15 protein-coding genes and 4 tRNA genes are annotated in these 15669 nt (G+C 60.5%); 11 read left to right on the top strand and 8 right to left on the bottom strand.

Going from position 1 to position 15669, the window contains the following annotated elements; genetic code table 11:
- Positions 1-94 precede the first annotated feature (94 nt).
- Both J3P89_RS04050 and J3P89_RS04045 read left to right on the top strand, forming a co-directional pair.
- Entirely contained in the window at positions 95-3028 is a 2934-nt protein-coding gene (locus J3P89_RS04050; protein WP_434696775.1) for a DUF748 domain-containing protein, read from the top strand.
- 2 nt (positions 3029-3030) lie between these two features.
- On the top strand, positions 3031-3327 hold the full coding sequence (locus tag J3P89_RS04045) for a DUF2845 domain-containing protein (RefSeq protein ID WP_434697947.1): 297 nt from the start codon (positions 3031-3033) through the stop codon (positions 3325-3327).
- A gap of 316 nt (positions 3328-3643) precedes the next feature.
- Here the strand turns inward: J3P89_RS04045 and J3P89_RS04040 are convergent, their stop codons facing one another.
- Both J3P89_RS04040 and J3P89_RS04035 read right to left on the bottom strand, forming a co-directional pair.
- A complete protein-coding gene (locus J3P89_RS04040; RefSeq protein ID WP_434628219.1) occupies positions 3644-3997 on the bottom strand; it encodes a BON domain-containing protein in 354 nt (117 codons plus the stop codon).
- Between the two features lie 344 nt (positions 3998-4341).
- Positions 4342-4764 carry a pilin gene (locus J3P89_RS04035; RefSeq protein ID WP_434628216.1) on the bottom strand — a complete coding sequence of 141 codons (423 nt, stop codon included), beginning with the start codon at positions 4762-4764 and terminating at the stop codon, positions 4342-4344.
- A 226-nt stretch (positions 4765-4990) separates the two neighbouring features.
- On the opposite strand from J3P89_RS04035, the gene pilB reads away from it, so the two are divergent.
- The 5 genes from pilB to yacG are packed head-to-tail and all read left to right on the top strand — an operon-like array spanning position 4991 to position 9608.
- Positions 4991-6691 carry a type IV-A pilus assembly ATPase PilB gene (gene pilB / locus J3P89_RS04030; protein ID WP_434628213.1) on the top strand — a complete coding sequence of 567 codons (1701 nt, stop codon included), beginning with the start codon at positions 4991-4993 and terminating at the stop codon, positions 6689-6691.
- A 2-nt stretch (positions 6692-6693) separates the two neighbouring features.
- Positions 6694-7911 (top strand): type II secretion system F family protein, encoded by a 1218-nt coding sequence (locus tag J3P89_RS04025; RefSeq protein ID WP_434655612.1) that lies wholly within the window; start codon positions 6694-6696, stop codon positions 7909-7911.
- 1 nt (position 7912) lies between these two features.
- Positions 7913-8782, top strand: a complete 870-nt coding sequence (locus tag J3P89_RS04020) for a prepilin peptidase (protein WP_434696774.1) — start codon at positions 7913-7915, stop codon at positions 8780-8782.
- Complete coding sequence (gene coaE, locus J3P89_RS04015) at positions 8782-9405, top strand: dephospho-CoA kinase (protein ID WP_434696773.1); 624 nt, start codon at positions 8782-8784, stop codon at positions 9403-9405. Before J3P89_RS04020 ends, coaE begins: the two co-directional genes overlap by 1 nt.
- Positions 9402-9608, top strand: coding sequence for a DNA gyrase inhibitor YacG (gene yacG / locus J3P89_RS04010; RefSeq protein WP_434696772.1), 207 nt, complete (start codon positions 9402-9404; stop codon positions 9606-9608). The genes coaE and yacG overlap by 4 nt, the downstream gene beginning before the upstream one ends.
- 47 nt (positions 9609-9655) lie before the next feature.
- On the opposite strand, the gene J3P89_RS04005 is transcribed toward yacG, so the two are convergent.
- A complete protein-coding gene (locus J3P89_RS04005; protein ID WP_434696771.1) occupies positions 9656-10342 on the bottom strand; it encodes an energy-coupling factor ABC transporter permease in 687 nt (228 codons plus the stop codon).
- A gap of 143 nt (positions 10343-10485) precedes the next feature.
- Here J3P89_RS04005 and J3P89_RS04000 point away from each other — a divergent pair, with 143 nt between their 5' ends.
- From J3P89_RS04000 to J3P89_RS03985, 4 genes are read left to right on the top strand one after another with little or no spacing between them, the layout of a single operon-like run.
- Positions 10486-11112: a DUF1780 domain-containing protein gene (locus J3P89_RS04000; protein ID WP_030140261.1), complete on the top strand. Its 627-nt coding sequence runs from the start codon at positions 10486-10488 to the stop codon at positions 11110-11112.
- Positions 11109-11636, top strand: coding sequence for an MOSC domain-containing protein (locus tag J3P89_RS03995; RefSeq protein WP_434696770.1), 528 nt, complete (start codon positions 11109-11111; stop codon positions 11634-11636). Before J3P89_RS04000 ends, J3P89_RS03995 begins: the two co-directional genes overlap by 4 nt.
- A 52-nt stretch (positions 11637-11688) precedes the next feature.
- Entirely contained in the window at positions 11689-11862 is a 174-nt protein-coding gene (locus J3P89_RS03990) for a DUF3094 family protein (protein WP_076386361.1), read from the top strand.
- 60 nt (positions 11863-11922) lie between these two features.
- Entirely contained in the window at positions 11923-13221 is a 1299-nt protein-coding gene (locus J3P89_RS03985) for an NAD(P)/FAD-dependent oxidoreductase (protein WP_434696769.1), read from the top strand.
- 151 nt (positions 13222-13372) lie between these two features.
- Here the strand turns inward: J3P89_RS03985 and J3P89_RS03980 are convergent, their stop codons facing one another.
- From J3P89_RS03980 to J3P89_RS03960, 5 genes are all read right to left on the bottom strand, one after another.
- Positions 13373-14998 (bottom strand): methyl-accepting chemotaxis protein, encoded by a 1626-nt coding sequence (locus tag J3P89_RS03980; protein WP_305498740.1) that lies wholly within the window; start codon positions 14996-14998, stop codon positions 13373-13375.
- Between the two features lie 155 nt (positions 14999-15153).
- Positions 15154-15230, bottom strand: a tRNA-Pro gene (locus J3P89_RS03975).
- A 94-nt stretch (positions 15231-15324) separates the two neighbouring features.
- Positions 15325-15400, bottom strand: a tRNA-Lys gene (locus J3P89_RS03970).
- A gap of 5 nt (positions 15401-15405) precedes the next feature.
- Positions 15406-15482 (bottom strand) — tRNA-Pro (locus J3P89_RS03965).
- A gap of 7 nt (positions 15483-15489) precedes the next feature.
- Positions 15490-15565, bottom strand: a tRNA-Asn gene (locus tag J3P89_RS03960).
- Between the last annotated feature and the right edge of the window lie 104 nt (positions 15566-15669).

Here is a 15669-nt window from a genome sequence, read left to right as displayed (position 1 = left end):
AAAACGGACAATTCTCATAAAACACAGTGGCTTCGGAACCGTAATCACATGCCATACTCCAAGGCACTCCGATTCACACCAGATGAAGCCACACATGTCCAAAGGATTGATTCGCGCTTTCGGCGCCCTGTTGACCGCACTGGCCCTCTACAGTCTGTTGGGTTTTCTGATACTGCCGGGCATTGCCCTGCGGATCGCCAATCAGCAACTGGCCGCCCATGCGACGGTGCCGGCCCAGATCCAGCGCATCGAGCTCAATCCTTTCAGCCTTGAAGTGACCTTGTGGGGGCTGGTGGTCGGCGAACCTGGCAAGGAACAGGTCGGTTTCGAACGGCTCTATGCCAACCTGCAACTCGACAGTCTCTGGTCCGGCGCCCTGCACCTGGCCGACGTCGAGCTGGACAAGCCCAGGACCGAGATCGTGTTCGCCAAGGACGGCCAGCTGAATCTGCTGGGCCTGTTCAAGCTGCCGCCCAGCGAACCGACTCCGGCGGATCCCGACGCCAAGCCGTTTCCCTTGCGAGTCGAGCGGATCAAACTGGCCAGCGGCTACGTGCACTTCCAGGACCTGCGCCCCAGCGAACCCATCGAGTTCCTGTATGACACCCTCGACTTCGAGCTGAAGAACCTCAGCACCCTGCCCGACGACAGCGCCGACATGACCCTGGTGGCCGTCGGTCCCGAGGGTGGGCAGATCGACTGGACCGGTAACTTCAGCCTGGCGCCGATCGCCTCCGAGGGCACGCTCAAGGTGACCGGGGGTCAGATGAAAGCCTGGTGGCCCTACGTGCGAGACGCAGTGCCGCTCGTTCTGGAAAACGGCGTGCTGAACCTCAGCACCGAGTACAAGCTCAACCTCGCCAAGGGCACGGAACTGCTGCTCAATAACGCGTCGGTCAGCGTCGCGCCCTTCGCCATCAAGGCGCCCGACGGCCGTCCGCTGGCAAGGCTGGAGCGCCTGGACGTCAGCGAAACCTCGCTGGACCTGGGCAAGCAGCAGGTCATCGTGGGCAAGATCCGCAGCCACAAACTCGAGACCTGGGCCGCTCGGGAAGCCGACGGGCAGTTGGACTGGCAGAAGCTCTTCGCCAGCCAGGCAGCCAAACCCAAGGTCAAGGCCGAACCGGCCTCGGCCCCGGCAGCCGCCGACTCGCCCAAGCCTGAGCCGACAACACCGAGCAAGCCTTGGCAGGTGATGCTGAAGGACGTGCAACTGCGCAATTACCACGTACATCTGGCCGACCGCCAGGCGCAGCCGGCCGTGGCCCTGGACCTCGGCCCGCTGAACCTCGACCTGCAGAACTACGACACACTCAACGGCTCGCCTTTCAACCTCAAGCTGGACACCGGGCTGGGCAAACAAGGCAAGCTGCTCGCCGATGGCGAGGTCAATCTGAATCCGGTTACCGCGAAGCTCAACGTCAAGACCCAAGACATCGACCTGCGGGTCGCCCAGGCCTACATCAACCCGTTCATCCGCCTGGAGCTACGCTCCGGGATGCTCGGCAGCGATCTGGCGGTAGACCTGAAAAGTACCGAACCGCTGGCGTTCGCCGTGACCGGCCGCGCCCAGGTCGATCAGTTGCATACCCTCGACACGCTCAAGACCCGTGACTTCCTCAAATGGCAGCGCCTGGAACTCCAGGGCCTGAATTACCAGCATGGCGACAGCCTGTCGATCGACAAGGTCAATCTGTTCCAGCCCTATGCACGCTTCATGATCAACGACGATCGCACCACCAACGTCGACGACCTGCTGATTCCACAACCCGCCGACGCCCCGGCCAGAAACACCGCGACCAAACCGGCAGCCAAGGAAAAACCGCTGGGCATTCATGTCGGCGGAATCGCCATCAATGACGGTTCGGCCAATTTCGCCGACTTCAGCCTGACGCCGAACTTCGCCACGGCCGTCCAGCAACTCAACGGCGAGATCGGCACCATCGACAGCCGCCAGGCCAAGCCCGCCACCGTCGACGTGAAGGGCAAGGTCGACCGCTATGCGCCCGTCACGATCAAGGGCGCGGTCAACCCCTTCGACCCGATGGCCAGCCTCGACATCGCCACCAGTTTCAAACGTGTCGAGCTGACTACCCTGACGCCGTACTCCGGCAAGTTCGCCGGCTATCGCATCCGCAAGGGCCGGCTCAATCTCGACCTGCATTACCGGATCACCAAGGGCCAGCTCCAGGCCGACAACAAAGTCGTGGTCGAACAGTTGCAACTAGGGGAAAAGGTCGACAGCCCGGACGCCGTGAGCCTGCCGCTCAAGCTCGCCGTCGCCTTGCTGAAAGATTCCGAGGGCAGGATCTCCATCGAGCTGCCGGTTTCCGGCAACCTCAACGACCCGCAGTTCAGCGTCATGCCGATTGTCTGGCAAACCTTGCGCAACCTGGTGGTCCGCGCGGCACAAGCGCCGTTCAAGCTGATCGGCGGGCTGGTGGCCGGCGGCGGCTCGGAAGACCTGGGCAGCGTGGCGTTCGCACCGGGCTCCAGTGACCTCAGCAAGGAAAACGAAAACGCCCTGCTCAAGTTGTCCGAAGCCCTGGGCAAACGGCCAGAGCTGAAGCTGGAGATCGAAGGCACCGCCGCCGAAAGCAGCGACGGCCCGCTGCTCGCCGCCCAGCGCCTGGAACGCGAATACCAGTACAACTACTACAAAATGCTGCAGCGCAGGGGCGACAAGGTCCCGGCCAAAGCCTCGTTGCTGGAAGTACCGGAAGACGAAAAAGCCCCGCTGCTTGAAGGCATCTATCGCACTCGCCTGAAGACTCAACCACCGGCCGAATGGACGCAACTGGATAAACAGGCCCGCATCGAAAAACTCCGTGAAGGGGTCATCAAGTTCTGGAGCGGCAGTGATCTGCTGTTGCGCGAACTGGGACAGGAACGGGCCAGCAGCATCAAGGACTTCCTGGTGGACAAGGGCAAGCTGGCCGATGACCGCGTGTACTTCATCGACGCCAGCCTCGGTCAGGCCGAAAGCGACGGTAGCGTCATTACTCCCATGCATCTGGATGCCGAATGAAAATGAAGTGTCTGTCTGGAATCGGCCTGGTCCTGCTGCTTGCGACCGGCCATGCATCAGCCGCCGAGACCCTGCGCTGCGGCAGCCAATTGATCAGCGTCGGTGATCGCTCCAGCGAGGTGCTGCAGAAATGTGGCGAGCCCACGGCGCGCGATGACCTGGGCTACCAACGCAGCGCCAATCGCCGGGAAGAGTACCCGGTGGAGGAATGGACCTACGGGCCCAACAACGGCATGTACCAATATTTGCGCTTCGTGGGGAATCGGCTGGTGGAGATCACCAGCAAGCGTGGGCGGTGATTGTGCCTCTGTGACAGGCATTTCTCACTGATAGTACCGATGCCTTCGCGAGCAGGCTCGCTCCCACATTTGACTGCATTTTTGCCTGAAGAAACTCGGTCCAGTGTGGGAGCGAGCCTGCTCGCGAAAAGAACAACCCGGTTCCTGGCCGTACACCAGGTTATCCTCCCCAGAATAGAACAGGCCCCCGGCACGAATGCCGGGGGCCTGTAATGGCCACGTCCCTGTGGCCTTTCGCATGAACTCCAAAGCAACGGCATACGTATATCTCAGCCCGCGTGCCGTGCCTTCTCCCGTTCAGGCGAGAAGCCTAGCCTTACTCGGCTTTCAGGCCGTCAGCCGATACGGCTTTGACGCCTTTGATTTTCTTGGTGATTGCCACAGCGGTGTCTTTTTGTGCGTCAGTGACTTTGGTCATAGAAGACAGGGACACAACGCCCTTGTTGGTTTCAACCTTGATGTCGGAGCCTGGAATGCCTTTCTCGGTGACCAGGTCAGCTTTGACCTTGGTGGTGATCCAGGTGTCGGAAACGTCTTCCTTAGCCTCTGTCACTTCGCCAGCAGCCAGCATCATCGGTGCCTGAGTCGCTTGAGTGGTCTCGGCAAATGCGTTAGCCATGGTCAGGGTCAGTGCAGTGGCAGCAGCGGCAGTGATAGCGAACTTCTTCATACGAGTAACTCCTGTTTTTCTCAGAAACTGCCGAAAGTGCATCGCGGCAGGTTGTCAGGAGTAGTGCGAAGGCTGTGCCAGTTTTGAAACAAAAGGAATTTTTTTATAAATCAAATAGTTAAGCGAAGCGGCTGTTTTCAGAATCATGCAAATTGCATGACCGGGGATTTTGGTACATGCAACTTGCGGGTTTAAGCCGTTCGCTAACGTTATGAATTAACAAGATTTTCCGTGGCGAGGGAGCTTGCTCCCGCTGGGCTTCGTAGCAGCCCTTTATGTAAGCCAGACGGCGCAAGCAATCTTGCGCCATGGTGACGGACTTGAGCCTCAGGTGAATGAGGTATTTACGGGGCAGCCGCGACTGTACAACCGCCCGCTGGCAAGAACTCTTCAGCAACATTAGAAGCACAGGTCCAGGCCCCCGTCCCGGCACGACTGAGAGTGATCGTTTTACCAACAATGGAAGAAGGCGCTTCCTTGATGGTGCAAGTGACGGTGGCTGTCCCGGCAGCAGCATCACCTGCGACAGCCATTGTGCAATTATTGCTTGATGCCGGTACGCCCGTGTTGGCAGCGGTTGGCGTTGTACCTTTATTCAGAAGGTCTTCAACCGGCACCTTCAACGAAGAAGCCTCCGCCAGCCCTACCGTCACCTTCGCCCGCGCCTGATACTTTGAATATTGCGGCAACGCAAACGTCGCCAAAATACCAATGATCGCCACCACGATCAGCAGCTCGATCAGCGTAAAACCCTTTTGCTTGTTCATAGACATCTCCCATGCATGAGTCGGAATCTCATGACCTGAAACGGCCGTTGCAGGGCACATGCCAACCCTGGAAAGCCCAGCCACCCAAGGCCTTCCCCGCCGCAAACGACCAACGTCCTACCCCGACAACCGCACTATCTGACGCTTTTTGTCACCTCTGCTCGCTGGTCAGCCGCATATGCTTGACTAGGCTATAAATCATGAACAGTCCGCCACTGGTATTCCCATGAATGACATTGCCCTCAGCGGCCTGGCCAAGCAACTGGTGCTGGCCGAACTGATCACTGAACAAAGCGCACAGCAGGCCTATCAACAGGCGCAGCGCAATCGCACGCCCCTGGTCAGCTATCTGGTGCAGAACAAACTCGTCCAGAGCCGCCAGGTGGCGGAAATCGCCTCGGAGCATTTTGGTATCGCCCTGCTGGACCTCAACAGCCTCGACAAGGACAACCAGCCCGCTGGCCTGGTCAGCGAGAAACTCGTGCGCCAGCATCACGCCCTGCCCCTGTGGCGGCGTGGCAACAAGCTGTACGTGGGCATTTCCGATCCGACCAATCACCAGGCCATCAACGACATACAGTTCAGCACCGGCCTGACCACCGAAGCCATACTGGTGGAGGACGACAAGCTCAGCGATGCCATCGAGAAGTTCTTCGAGTCCAGCAGCACGGGCCTGGAAGGCATGGCCGACGTCGACCTCGACGGCCTCGACATCGAGTCGATCGACGACCGCAAGCAGGATGCCATCGCCGGCCAGGACGGCGACGATGCGCCGGTGGTGCGCTTCGTCAACAAGATGTTGCTGGATGCGATCAAGGGCGGCTCTTCCGACCTGCACTTCGAACCCTATGAAAAGACCTATCGGGTACGCGTGCGCACCGACGGTATGCTGCGGGAAGTCGCAAAGCCGCCCATCCAACTGGCCAACCGCATTGCCGCGCGCCTCAAGGTGATGGCGAGCCTGGACATTTCCGAACGGCGCAAGCCCCAGGACGGTCGGCTGAAGATGCGCCTGTCAAAGACCAAGTCCATCGATTTCCGGGTCAACACCCTTCCCACCCTCTGGGGAGAAAAAGTGGTGATCCGGATCCTCGATCCCTCCAGCGCACAAATGGGCATCGACGCCCTGGGCTACGAACCGGAACAGAAAGACCTGTACATGGCGGCCCTCAAGCAACCCCAGGGGCTGATTCTGGTAACCGGGCCGACCGGCTCGGGCAAGACCGTGTCGCTGTATACCGGCTTGAACATCCTCAACACCGTGGACATCAATATTTCCACCGCCGAGGACCCGGTGGAAATCAACATGGAAGGCATCAACCAGGTCAACGTGAATCCGCGCCAGGGGCTGGATTTCGCCCATGCACTGCGCTCGTTTCTGCGCCAGGACCCGGACGTGATCATGGTCGGCGAGATCCGCGACCTGGAAACCGCCGAGATCGCCATCAAGGCGGCCCAGACCGGGCACTTGGTGCTGTCCACGCTGCACACCAACAGCGCTGCCGAAACCCTGATCCGGCTACAGAACATGGGCATCCCCGGTTTCAACATCGCCACGGCAGTGCACCTGATCATCGCCCAGCGCCTGGCGCGCAAGTTGTGCATGCACTGCCGCAGAGCCATCGAGATTCCCGAGGAAACCCTGCTCAAGGAGGGCTTCCCGCGGGAACGCATCGGCTCATTCACGATCTATGAGCCGGTCGGTTGCGAACAGTGCAACAACGGCTACAAGGGTCGCGTGGGGGTCTACGAAGTGGTCAAGAACACGCCGGAGCTGCAGCGGCTGATCATGGCCGAAGGCAACTCCCTGGAAATCGACCTGCAAATGCGCAAGGACGGCTTCAATGACTTGCGCACCTCGGGGCTGGTCAAGGTGATGCAAGGCGTCACCAGTCTCGAAGAAATCAACCGGGTCACCAAGGATTGAGCATGGCGGTCAAGGCAGCAAAAACCGACGTCTACACGTGGGAAGGCAAGGACCGCAAAGGCACAAAAATGTCCGGCGAACTGACCGGCCAGAGCCCGGCATTGGTCAAGGCACAGCTGCGTAAGCAAGGGATCAATCCGGGCAAGGTACGCAAGAAATCCACCTCGATATTCAGCAAGGGCAAACGCATCAAGCCGCTGGATATCGCGCTCTTCACCCGCCAGATGGCGACGATGCTCAAGGCCGGCGTTCCTCTGCTGCAGGCATTCGACATCATCGGCGAAGGCTTCGACAACCCCAACATGCGCAAGCTGGTGGACGAGGTGAAGCAGGAAGTCGCCGCGGGCAACAGCTTCGCCGCCTCGCTGCGCAAATGCCCGCAATATTTCGACGAGTTGTACTGCAACCTGGTCGATGCCGGAGAGCAGGCCGGTGCCCTGGACACGCTGCTGGACCGAGTCGCGACCTACAAGGAAAAGAGCGAAGCCCTGAAGGCCAAGATCAAGAAAGCCATGACCTACCCCGCGGCGGTGATCGCCGTCGCGGCGGTGGTCACCAGCATCCTGCTGATCAAGGTCGTGCCGCAGTTCGAGTCGGTATTTTCCGGATTTGGCGCAAAATTGCCGGCCTTCACGCTGATGGTCATCGGCTTGTCGGAGTTCCTGCAAGACTGGTGGTGGGTGCTGCTTGGCGGAGTGGTGGGCGGATTTTTCGGGGTGAAATATGCCCTCAAGCGCTCCCAGGCGTTTCGTGACTGGCGAGACAAGTGGCTGCTCAAGCTGCCCTTGGTCGGGACCTTGATGTACAAGTCCGCCGTGGCGCGTTATGCGCGCACGCTCTCGACCACGTTCGCCGCCGGCGTGCCGCTGGTCGAAGCCCTTGACTCCGTCTCGGGCGCCACCGGTAACGTGGTATTCAAGCGTGCCGTGCAGCGGATCAAGCAGGACGTCTCGACCGGCATGCAGTTGAACTTCTCCATGCGCACCTCAGGCATTTTTCCGAACCTGGCGATCCAGATGACCGCCATTGGCGAAGAGTCCGGTGCGCTGGATGACATGCTCGACAAAGTGGCGAGTTTTTATGAGGCCGAAGTGGATAATCTGGTGGACAACCTCACCAGCCTGATGGAACCCTTCATCATGGTGATCCTGGGGGTGGTCGTCGGCGGCCTGGTGGTTGCCATGTACATGCCCATCTTCCAACTCGGCTCTGCGATCTGACATGCCCCTGAGCGAATTTTTCGTGCTTTACCCGCTGGCCTTCGTACTGACAGCGCTGCTGCTCGGGTTGATCATCGGCAGCTTTCTCAACGTGCTGGTGTGGCGCCTGCCGAAGATGCTCGATCGCGAATGGCGCCTGCAAGCCCAGGACTTGCTCGGCCTGCAGGCCGACGCCCCCGGTCCGGTCTACAACCTGATGCTGCCCCACTCCCAGTGTCCCCATTGTGGCCATCGCATCCGCGCCTGGGAAAATATTCCGCTGTTGAGCTACCTGATGTTGCGCGGCCGCTGTTCCAGCTGCGCCGTGCCCATCGGCAAGCGCTACCCGCTGACCGAACTGGCCTGTGGCGTCCTGTCGGCATTCATTGCCTGGCATTTCGGCTTCGGCTGGCAGGCCGCCATGGCGATGCTGCTGAGCTGGGGCCTGCTGTCCATGAGCCTGATCGACGCCGAGCATCAGTTGCTGCCCGACTCCCTGGTGCTGCCATTGTTATGGCTGGGCTTGATCGTCAACAGCTTCGGGCTGTTCGTCTCGCTGAACCAGGCATTGTGGGGGGCGGTGGCCGGCTATCTGGCGCTGTGGTCGGTGTTCTGGGTCTTCAAGCTGCTGACCGGGAAAGAAGGCATGGGCTACGGCGACTTCAAGCTGCTGGCGATGCTCGGTGCCTGGGGCGGCTGGCAGATACTGCCGCTGACGCTGCTGCTGTCGTCGCTGGTGGGCGCCATTATCGGCGTCATTGTGCTGCGCACGCGCGGCGCGCCGACGTCGACCCAGATCCCGTTCGGACCTTATCTAGCCATTGCCGGCTGGATTGCCTTGCTCTGGGGTGGTCAAATAACCGACTTCTATTGGCAGTCAGTCGGTTTCTAATGAACAGCTCTGCGAAAAAACCCTGGATCCTCGGCCTGACCGGTGGCATCGGCAGCGGCAAGAGTGCGGCGGCCGAGCACTTCATCGACCTGGGTGTGCACGTCATCGACGCCGACCATGCGGCGCGCTGGGTCGTTGAGCCCGGGCGCCCGGCGCTGGCAAAAATCAGCGAACACTTCGGCCCTGGTGTATTGCAGGCAGACGGTACGCTCGATCGGGCAGCGCTGCGCAGGCTCATCTTCGAAAATGCCGAGGAACGCCGCTGGCTGGAGGCATTGCTGCATCCGCTGATCGCTGAAGAAATCGTCCATCACCTGGGCCAGGCGCAATCGCCGTACGCGATTCTGGTATCGCCACTGCTGATCGAATCCGGGCAGTACGCGATGACCCAGCGGATCCTGGTGATCGACGCTCCGGAACAATTGCAGATCGAACGCACCTTGCAGCGCGACCAGACCAGCGAACAGCAAGTCCAGGCGATCCTCAAAGCCCAATCCAGTCGCCAGGACCGTCTGAGCCATGCCGACGATGTGGTGGTCAACGACCGCGACCTCGCCTGGCTGCACAGCGAGGTCGAACGCCTACATCACTTCTACCTTACTTTGCGTGGAGGCCAACCATGAGCCAAACCCCAACCGTTGATTGCCCAACCTGCGGCGCCCCTGTCGAATGGACCCCGGAAAGCACATTCCGGCCGTTCTGCTCCGATCGCTGCAAGCTGATCGACCTGGGCGCCTGGGCGTCGGAAGAACACAAGATCCCGGTCGCACCGGATGCCGAGGATGAATTGTTCAGCGAAGAATTCAATCCTCGCTCCCATCACTAGGTTTTCCATAGCATGAGGGCCTGAAGGCGGTGCAACCTTGAAGTTAATCAAGGCTTGTCGTCATCGTTCCAGGGGGCCGACAGGTAGCGCGTACGGTTGAAGGTTTCCAGCCATTCGGGGCTGAACACCACCAGCGCGCTGACCACCATGCCGTTGATGAAGGCCTCGGGAAAGATCATCAGCCAGAGATAGCCGATGAAATCCTCCAGCCAATAAGGCATCGCGAAGATGCCGTCATGCCACAGCAGGCCAAGCCCCAGCAGCAGGCACGCCAGCGCCGACAGGGCGGCGGCGAGGAATCCCGAACAAAAGATATACACGAACAGATTGCGCGGCTGGGCACGCTCCACCAGTATCGCGCAGCATTCCGTGACCAGCACCGGCAGGAGAACCAGCAGCGCGCCATTGGCCCCGATGGCCATCATGTCCTGGCGCCCCAACAGCACCAGCGCAAGCTGGGCAAATAACCCGCCAAGGATCGCCAGCGGCCAGTCCAGCAACAAGGTGACGGCGGTCAGGCCAATGAAGTGGTACGAGACCCCCGTATCGAAATCCCGTCGCACCATCCACAACAGGATCAGCGCGAATACCGTGCCGAACAAGAGATGCTGGCGGCGACTGTCGGTAAACAGCTCGACCCACGGTGCCTTCGCCACCGCCCAGGCCAACGCCGGCACGTAGATCAGCCAGCCAACCGCCAGGGTCTGCGAGGAGAGCAACTCGGCACCGATCATCGACGTACTCCTTTGGCGTGCCCCTGCATCAGAGACTCCATGATCGCCCTGAGATTCAAGCCGGCATTCTACACCCCCGCCCGAACGCGATTAATCAACGCAACGCTTTGGGCTTGTCGTAATTGAACGCTAAGCTTGGGCTCATGGATGATTCCGATTATTTACGCTTGTTGACCATTGCGGCCGAGCAAGCCAACGCCTTCCTCTCCAATGCCCGCAAATGGGAGCGTGAGCGTTGGGTCTGCCAGCGCCTGCTGCAAGGGCTCAACGTGCCCTATCGCGCCGATGAGTTCGCGCCCGCCGGGGAGCCGCCGGACGTGTTGTTTCGCGATGCCAATTTCGAGGTGTTTTTTGTCCTCGATGAAGGCCGTCGTCTCAATGATGAATGGCGTGACGAACTGCAACGCCGCCGCAGCGCCTTTTCCCTGAGCCAACTGGTGCGTCGCGAGGCCAAGCCAAGACGGATTCCGGCCAACGAGTTCCTGATGAGACTGGCCCCGACCCTGCGCAAGAAAGCCCATAACTACACCGAGCGCGGCATGGACCTGGGGGAGCTGGATATCATTGCTTTCGCCAGCCTCAAGCGCGAAGTCCTCGACCTCAACAGCCATTTCCCGCCGCCTACCGAGTACCTGCGCCAAGGGTGGCGCTCGTTGTCGCTGGTGGGCCCGACCTTTGCCCGCGTGCTGTTCGCCCATCCCGATGCACCCGACTTCCTGCGGGGGAACCTGGGCCGCAGCATCGTCTTCGATGTGGGGATCAGCCTTTGAGCCCATTACAGGAACTGATCGCCGCCGTGCCGCAGCGGGGCCGGGTACGCTGGATCGGCGTGCGCCCCGCAGGGCATGCACCGATGATCGAGCTGGACGCCGTCGAGGCACGACTCGAAGCCGGCCTGACCGGCGATCACGCTCGCCCAGGCGTGCGTAATGCGCGGCAAGTGACATTGATCCAATGGGAACACCTGGCCGTGATCAGCTCGCTGATGGGCCGTCCCGAGAAACAACCGGTGCGTCCCGAGGAGCTGCGCCGCAACATTGTGGTCAGCGGCATCAACCTGTTCAGCCTCAAGGGCCGGCGCTTTTGCATCGGCCAGGCGATCTTCGAAACCACCGGCTGGTGCCAACCCTGCGCGCGACTTGAGCGAAATCTTGGCGAAGGCACGTTCCAGGCCGTACGCGGCCATGGCGGAATCACCGCCCGGGTGTTAAAAAGTGGAATCATTCGCCTGGACGACAGCCTGATCGTCGAGCCCGTCCCGGCAACCGGCTACGCTGCTTTTAATGCCGGATAGCCGGACGCTGTAACGTCTGCACCTTTCGCAACGTCTACCTGACGAGGCCTTTATGACCAGTCGCCTGAACCCAGAAGACCAGAAGCATGTCGAAGAGTACCTGCAACTGTCCCAGCACCGAGTCGAGCGCCGGCCTTTCCGGCCGTGGATGCTCCTGGTGGTGGTACTGGCCATCACGATTGGCCTGGGCCTGTTGAGCCGATTGATCAGTTACCTGACGCTATGAGCCGATTGATGCTCGCGCGGGTGACGGCACCGAATTCCTTTAGCCTTGCGAGATATCCCCATGACTCATCGTATTGTCATCGTTGGCGGCGGCGCCGGCGGTCTGGAGTTGGCTACCCGTCTGGGTAAGACTCTGGGCAAGCGTGGCACGGCCAGTGTGATGCTGGTCGACGCGAACCTGACCCACATCTGGAAACCCTTGCTGCACGAAGTGGCCGCCGGTTCCCTGAATTCTTCCGAAGACGAACTCAACTATGTCGCCCAGGCGAAATGGAACCACTTCGAGTTCCAGCTCGGGCGCATGAGCGGCCTGGACCGTGAGCGCAAGCGCATCCAGTTGGCCGCCACCTACGACGAAGCAGGCCTGGAGTTGTTGCCGGCCCGCGAGCTGGGCTACGACACGCTGGTGATCGCGGTCGGCAGCACCACCAATGATTTTGGCACCGAAGGCGCGGCGCAACACTGCCTGTTCCTCGACACCCGCAAACAGGCCGAGCGCTTCCATCAGCAGTTGCTGCACCATTATCTGCGCGCCCATGCCGGGCAGACTGACGTGGTCGAGCGCATCAGCGTCGCGATTGTCGGCGCGGGCGCCACCGGTGTCGAACTGGCAGCCGAGCTGCATAACGCCGCCCACGAGTTGCACGCTTATGGCCTCGACCGGATCAAACCGGAAAACATGCACATCACTCTGATCGAGGCCGGTCCACGGGTCTTGCCGGCACTGCCGGAGCGGATCGGCGGGCCAGTGCACAGGACTCTGGAAAAACTCGGGGTCAAGGTCATGACCAACGCGGCCGTCAGCCAGGTGACCGCCGACAGCCTGATCACCGCGGATGGCAAAGTCATCGACGCGAGCCTTAAAGTCTGGGCCGCCGGGATTCGCGCGCCGGAGTTCCTCAAGGACATCGACGGCCTGGAGACCAACCGGATCAATCAGTTGCAGGTGCTGCCTACACTCCAGACCACCCGCGACGAGAATATCTTCGCCTTTGGCGACTGCGCCGCCTGCCCGCAACCGGACAGCGACCGCAACGTTCCGCCCCGCGCCCAGGCCGCGCACCAGCAGGCCTCACTGTTGGCGAAATCGCTGAAGCTGCGGATCGAAGGCAAGACCCTGCCTGACTACAAATACACTGACTACGGCTCGCTGATCTCGCTGTCGCGCTTCTCGGCGGTCGGCAACCTGATGGGCAACCTCACCGGCAGCGTGATGCTTGAGGGCTGGCTGGCGCGGATGTTCTACGTGTCGCTGTACCGCATGCACCAGATGGCGCTTTACGGCATGTTCCGCACGGCGATGCTGATGCTGGGCAGCAAGATAGGGCGTGGGACCGAGCCTCGGTTGAAGTTGCATTGAGGCCTTACTGACGATTGTGCTGGATCAGCAGTATTGGTGCTGACTGATCCACCGTCATCGCGAGCAAGCTCGCTCCCACAGTTGATCGCGGTCATCCTGTGGGAGCGAGCTTGCTCGCGATGAGGGCGGTACAGTCAGTACTTAATCTCGATCAAACCTGAAACCGCTGCACCATCGTGCGCAGCGAGTTCGCCAACTGCGAAAGTTCATGGCTGGACGCGCTGGTCTGGTCGGCCCCAGTGGCCGAGCGCACGGACAAATCACGGATATTGACCAGGTTGCGATCCACCTCGCGGGCCACTTGTGCCTGCTCTTCGGCGGCGCTGGCGATCACCAGGTTGCGCTCGTGGATCTGATGCACCGACGCAGTAATGGTTTGCAGCGCCTCCCCCGCGCGCTCGGCCATTGCCAGGGTACTGGCCGCACGGCTGGAGCTGGCCTGCATGGAATCCAGGGCTTGGGTGGCACCGCTGCGCATGCCTTGGACCATCTGCTCGATTTCCTGGGTCGATTGCTGCGTGCGATAGGCCAATGCCCGGACTTCGTCGGCGACCACGGCAAAACCACGGCCGCTCTCTCCCGCCCGCGCCGCTTCGATGGCCGCGTTGAGCGCCAACAGGTTGGTCTGCTCGGCAATGGCCCGGATCACATCCAGCACCTTGCCGATGTCCTGGGACTGGCTGGCCAGGGATTGCACCAGGCCGCCGGTGATTTGCACATCGCTGGCGAGGGCGCTGATCGCATTGACGGTATCGCTGACCCGCTCCTGGCCCAACATCGCCGACTCGCTGGATTGGCGTGTCGCATCGGAGGTGGACACCGCGTTGCGCGCGACCTCTTCCACGGCGGTGGTCATTTCGGTGACCGCAGTGGCGGCCTGCTCGATTTCGTTGTTCTGCTGTTGCAGGCTTTGAGTGCTGTCGAGCGTGACGGCGTTCAATTCATCGGCAGCGGTCGCCAGTTGCGTCGCCGAGCCGCTGATGCCCTGCAGGGTTTGCCGAAGGTTCTGCTGCATGGTGGCCAACGCCTTGAGCAGGCGACTCACTTCATCATTGCCATGGGTCTCGATCGGCCGGGTCAGGTCACCGCGGGCCACACTCTCCGCGGCAGTCAGCGCCTCGCCCAGCGGCTTGACGATACTGCGGGTCAGCAACATTGCCAGGACCACCGTGGCCAGAGCCGCCAGCACCACGAACAGACTGACGATCATCCGCGAGTTGACGTAGTGCTCCTGGGATTTCTGGCTCTCGATGGACACCTGCTTGGAGAACAGTTGCGCAAGGTCGTTGAGCTGCTTGCCCGAGCCATCCACCACGGTTTTCATGTCCACCAGCAACAACTTGATCAATTCATCCCGCCGCCCCTGCTCCGCCAGGGTGAATGACTGGGCGATCCCCGCGCGGTAGGCGGTGAAGGTCTGCTTGAACTGCTCGTAGAGCGCCTTGCCTTCCGGTGTCACCACAAGCTTGTCGTAACTGGCGATTTTCTCGCTCAGTTCCTTGTCGCGGGTATCCATCTGCCCGCGATACACCGGGATGTTCTTCGGGTCTTCATCCAGGGCCATGCGCAGGGAAATGGTGCGAATGCGCAACATCAATTCGCGGATCTCGTCGCCGCCCCGGATACTCGGCAGCCATTGGGTTTCCACCGCGACCTCGCTGTCGCGAATACTCGACATCTGCCCCAGCGCAAATACGCCGAGCAGCGCCACCAGCACGGCGATCAAGGCGAAACCCAGCGCGGCGCGGGGGGCGATATTCAACTGACGAAGAAACATAACGGGCGCCTTTTCTTGTTATCGGCCTGAAGAGAGGGCGATCGTTCATGCCCCTGTCGGCGGGTTATCGGCAAGTTGTATGATGACTTGAAGGGAAGAGGCTTTCCGGCGGGCAAAAAAAATCCCCGTATCTTTCGATACGAGGATTTTTAATATGGTCGGGGTAAGGGGATTCGAACTCCTGACATCCTGCTCCCAAAGCAGGCGCGCTACCGGACTGCGCTATACCCCGGTAAAAAAAAGGCGACCTTCGCAAGTCGCCTTCCTCGATCAGCGCTTTTGGCCTCTGATCTTAAGATTCGATTCCAGCGAACTGGTTTCAAAAATGGTGGGTCGTGTGGGATTCGAACCTACGACCAATTGGTTAAAAGCCAACTGCTCTACCAACTGAGCTAACGACCCAAATATGGTCGGGGTAAGGGGATTCGAACTCCTGACATCCTGCTCCCAAAGCAGGCGCGCTACCGGACTGCGCTATACCCCGATTGAAATGGCTCCGTGACCAGGACTCGAACCTGGGACCCAATGATTAACAGTCATTTGCTCTACCGACTGAGCTATCACGGAACTGATATTTCAAGTTACTGCTATTTACCGCTACAGCGTTGAAGCTTGCTGCAACCTCTTCGACCCGTTTGCATCGCTGCGTTCGTGTGTCTGAGGCGCGCTAT

Source organism: Pseudomonas sp. Z1-14, from assembly GCF_051132005.1.
Classification (GTDB): domain Bacteria; phylum Pseudomonadota; class Gammaproteobacteria; order Pseudomonadales; family Pseudomonadaceae; genus Aquipseudomonas.
Note: the sequence above shows the minus strand (reverse complement) of the source record. Positions and strands in the feature narration are given on the sequence as shown.

Coding starts and splice junctions, on each gene's coding strand:
- J3P89_RS04040 (WP_434628219.1), bottom strand. CDS start 3,997: ATGAAGAAGTTCGCTATCACTGCCGCTGCTGCCACTGCACTGACCCTG.
- J3P89_RS04050 (WP_434696775.1), top strand. CDS start 95: ATGTCCAAAGGATTGATTCGCGCTTTCGGCGCCCTGTTGACCGCACTG.
- J3P89_RS04005 (WP_434696771.1), bottom strand. CDS start 10,342: ATGATCGGTGCCGAGTTGCTCTCCTCGCAGACCCTGGCGGTTGGCTGG.
- J3P89_RS04045 (WP_434697947.1), top strand. CDS start 3,031: ATGAAGTGTCTGTCTGGAATCGGCCTGGTCCTGCTGCTTGCGACCGGC.
- coaE (WP_434696773.1), top strand. CDS start 8,782: ATGAACAGCTCTGCGAAAAAACCCTGGATCCTCGGCCTGACCGGTGGC.
- J3P89_RS04000 (WP_030140261.1), top strand. CDS start 10,486: ATGGATGATTCCGATTATTTACGCTTGTTGACCATTGCGGCCGAGCAA.
- J3P89_RS04020 (WP_434696774.1), top strand. CDS start 7,913: ATGCCCCTGAGCGAATTTTTCGTGCTTTACCCGCTGGCCTTCGTACTG.
- J3P89_RS03990 (WP_076386361.1), top strand. CDS start 11,689: ATGACCAGTCGCCTGAACCCAGAAGACCAGAAGCATGTCGAAGAGTAC.
- J3P89_RS04025 (WP_434655612.1), top strand. CDS start 6,694: ATGGCGGTCAAGGCAGCAAAAACCGACGTCTACACGTGGGAAGGCAAG.
- J3P89_RS03985 (WP_434696769.1), top strand. CDS start 11,923: ATGACTCATCGTATTGTCATCGTTGGCGGCGGCGCCGGCGGTCTGGAG.
- J3P89_RS03980 (WP_305498740.1), bottom strand. CDS start 14,998: ATGTTTCTTCGTCAGTTGAATATCGCCCCCCGCGCCGCGCTGGGTTTC.
- pilB (WP_434628213.1), top strand. CDS start 4,991: ATGAATGACATTGCCCTCAGCGGCCTGGCCAAGCAACTGGTGCTGGCC.
- yacG (WP_434696772.1), top strand. CDS start 9,402: ATGAGCCAAACCCCAACCGTTGATTGCCCAACCTGCGGCGCCCCTGTC.
- J3P89_RS04035 (WP_434628216.1), bottom strand. CDS start 4,764: ATGAACAAGCAAAAGGGTTTTACGCTGATCGAGCTGCTGATCGTGGTG.